The sequence below is a fragment of the Tissierella sp. genome, from assembly GCF_052089545.1.
Classification (GTDB): Bacteria; Bacillota; Clostridia; order Tissierellales; family Tissierellaceae; genus Tissierella_A.
In genome coordinates, this window is sequence record NZ_JBQDAA010000063.1 from 1 (window position 1) to 3,622 (window position 3,622).

Below are 3,622 nucleotides of genomic sequence, written 5' to 3' on the forward strand. Positions count from 1 at the left end.
ATATAATATAGCCAAAGGGTAACACCTTACAGAGTACAAATTGAGCAACAAACACAAAAAACCAAAGGGGGAATTATTTTGAGAAAGTATAGTAAATTAATGGCTGTTCTTTTAGTATTTGCAATGATACTACCAGGAATAGCACAAGCAGCTCCAGTAGCTGGCGAATATGAAGTTTCAAGACTAGCAGGTAGCGACAGAGTAAAAACAGCTATCGCAGTAAGCGAAGAAGCTTACGACAAAGCAGATACGGTGGTGTTAGCAGGATTTAGTGGTGAACCAGACGCATTAACAGGTACACTACTTGCTGACGAAAAAAATGCTCCACTATTACTAACTTACAAAAATAAGTTAGATGCAGATCTTATGACAGAGATCGAAAGATTAGGAGCTAAAAACGTTTATATCTTAGGTGGAGAAGCAGCAGTTCAAGAAAAGGTAGCTGATGCTCTTAAAGCAGAAGATCTTAACGTTAAAAGAATTAAAGGTAGTGACAGAACAGAAACAGCTATAAAAATAGCAGAAGAAGTATTTGGTTCTGAAACTGCAGAAAAAGCATTTGTAGTTGAGTTTAATTCATTAGCTGACGCGTTAGCTATTGGACCAGTTTCAGCTCAAGAAAATGCTCCAATATTAATAACTTATGAAAACACAGTACCACAAGCAACGATAGATGCTGCAGGAACTATGGGAGTAAAAGACGCAACTATAGTTGGTGGAACAGCAGCAGTTAGTGCACAAGGTAAAGAAGCACTAGAAGATGTTATAACAGAAGTTGATAGAGTATCAGGAAAAGACAGAGAAGCAACTGCACTAGCAATAGCAGCTAGATACTTCAATAACCCACAAGCTACAGTAGTAGCAAACGGATACAAGTATGCAGACGCTTTAGTTGGTGGATACTTTGCAGCTATGCACAATGCTCCAATCCTTCTAAGCCAAGGAACTAAGATAAACAATGACTTAGTAGACTATGTACACAATGCAGGAGTTAACACTTATGTACTAGGTGGAACAGGCGCAATAGATACAAATGTATTTGAAGCATTAGCATCAGAAGTACAAGAACCAGAAGAACCAGTAGAAGCAAAAGTAGAATCAGCAAGTGCTATTAATGCTTCTGAGCTAGAAGTTAAATTTAACGTGGCGGTTGATGAAGATACAGCTAAAACTCAATCAAACTATCAATTAAAAGTTAACAATGATGATATGACAAATAACATAACTGATATACAAATATCAGAAGATGGTAAAACTGCAACACTATTATTAGCTGAAGGTGAAGAATTCCAAAACGGAGATAAATACGTTCTTCAAACAAAGGATGCTATAAAATCAGCAGAAGGTAAAAACTTAGAAAAATTTGTTTCGGAAGAAATGACATTTAATGAATCAAAAGCTCCATCACTTAAAAAGGTTGACTATAAGAATGGTAAATTAGAATTTACATTTGATAGACCAGTTGCTAAAGATGTTACACTTATTAAAGTAGATGGTGTTGAAATTACTGAAGAAAATGCAAATACAGAATTAAGCGGAAGAAATACTGAAGCTGGAGATTATAAATACACAGCTACAATTACAGTTGATACAGCTAAAGATGTAGCTAAGAAAAAAGGTATACACGAAGTTGTATTATTTGATGTAGAAGACACAGCATCAGCATATCCTTCAGTAGCTAGCGTGTTAACTGGTAAATATACAATAACAGATGCAGTAACTACACCAGAAGTACTAGGAGTAGAAGAAGTAAATGCAAATAGATTCTTTGTTGAAACAAATACTGAAGTAGAACTATCTGAGGATTCAGTAATTGTTAACAAGGGAACTCATGAATTCCCATCAAACAATAATGAAATAGTTAATGGTAACGGATCAGAATCATTTGCAACACCAGGAACTAAAGATGGTAATACAGGTATATGGGTAGTAGTTTCTGACAAAGAAGAAGGTAACGAAAACCCACTTTACAGAAAAGGTGAAACATCAGTAGACCTAACTGTAACAATAGAGAAATATAAAGCTAATGGCTTATTTGGTAAAAAAGCAACAAGAGAAGTAACTCTACACAAAAACAATACTAAGCCAGTTGTAGATTCAACTGTTCTTAGAGATAAGAAAGACTTAGTTGTTACTTTTGAAAATGATATAAAAATTGAGGGGGCACTTTCAGAAGGAACAGACTTTGTAGTTCGTGATAAAGATGATATAATCATAGAAGGATTTGGAGAAACTTTATTTTCTGGAAAAGAGATTGTATTCAATAATAATGAAGAACTAAAAGATGCACCATATACAATAGAATTTAAAGCAGATAAATTCCAAAATGCAGAAGATGAAACTAATGTAGCAACTTATTTAGTAAATACCCTTAAAAATGATAAGATGTTTGTAACTGTTGGTGAAGAAGTAGAAACTAACTTTAAGTATAAAGAGTTTGACTTAGCAGAAAATCTAGAAATAGGCGAAAACATCTTAGAAATTAACTATCGTACAGAAATGGGAGACTCTGCACGTGAAGTTAAAAACTATAGACTTGATGGAAAAGGACTTCCAAATGGTACAACTGCAGACTTTGTTGGCGGACGTGAAAAAGTAAGAATAGTATTCCCAGAAGAAACATTTGAAATCGGTACTAAGTATAAACTTGGTATAACAACAGATGTTAAAACACAAGCTGGATCTATAATAGTAGGAAGCTTACAAACAAAAGCACCAGCAGAAGCTATATTTACATCTAAAGATAATGTAAAACCAGAACTAGAATCAGCACTATACTATGTAGGTACAGAAGATGTAGATAATAAGACAATGACAAACAAAATAGAAGTAACATTTGATGAAGATATAGATATAAATATAGATTCAAATGCAGCTGATAACTTTAAGGTTGAAATAGCAGGTTCTGAGTTTGAAGTAGAAAGTGTTGAAAAAGTTACAGGTAAAGATAATAAACTTGAGTTAACACTTGAAAACCATGTAAATGTTTCTCAATCAGCTACTATAACTATAGTATTAGCAGATGAAAATGATGAAGACTCAGTTTATGTAAAAGACTTAGCTGTAAACAAAGCTAAAGTAGGTTCATCAGTTAAAGCAAGTAAAACTAAGTTTAATGAAGGTGTAAAAGAAGATATTGATTCTGCCGTAGAAGACTTAGAAAAACTTGCTGTGACTTATGAAAAGGATCTAAAAGCAAGTAATAATGATGAATATACAAAAGTAGCTTTAAATTGGTCACAAGTTAGTATAAAAGATGAATTAGCAAAAGATGAATTAAATTCATTAGATGTTATCTTGTATGATGCTCAAGATAATTTACTAGCAACAAATTCATTATCCGTTGGACAAAATGGAAGATATGAAGACACATTAGCAAAAGCTGATATGACAACTTTCTTTTACCATAGAGCTGAAGTAAGTTCTGACTATTCTTGGACAAAAGGAATATATGAAGATGGTCAATATCCAGATGCAGAAGATGCAGCAGAAAAAGCTACAAGACCGTCAAAGGTAGTTGTTAAGATTGAAACTGTTGAAGGCTATGAAGCTGAAGTAACTGCTAACGAATAATTTTAATATGCCACTATAAATATATAGTAGAAATAATAAAAGATACACG

The 3,622-nt window shown here is 33.4% G+C and carries 1 protein-coding gene; it reads left to right on the plus strand.

Annotated elements, in window-relative coordinates:
- The first annotated feature begins 78 nt into the window (after positions 1-78).
- Positions 79-3,573, plus strand: a complete 3,495-nt coding sequence (locus ACTHW2_RS06330; protein ID WP_442263127.1) for a cell wall-binding repeat-containing protein — start codon at positions 79-81, stop codon at positions 3,571-3,573.
- Positions 3,574-3,622 lie beyond the last annotated feature (49 nt).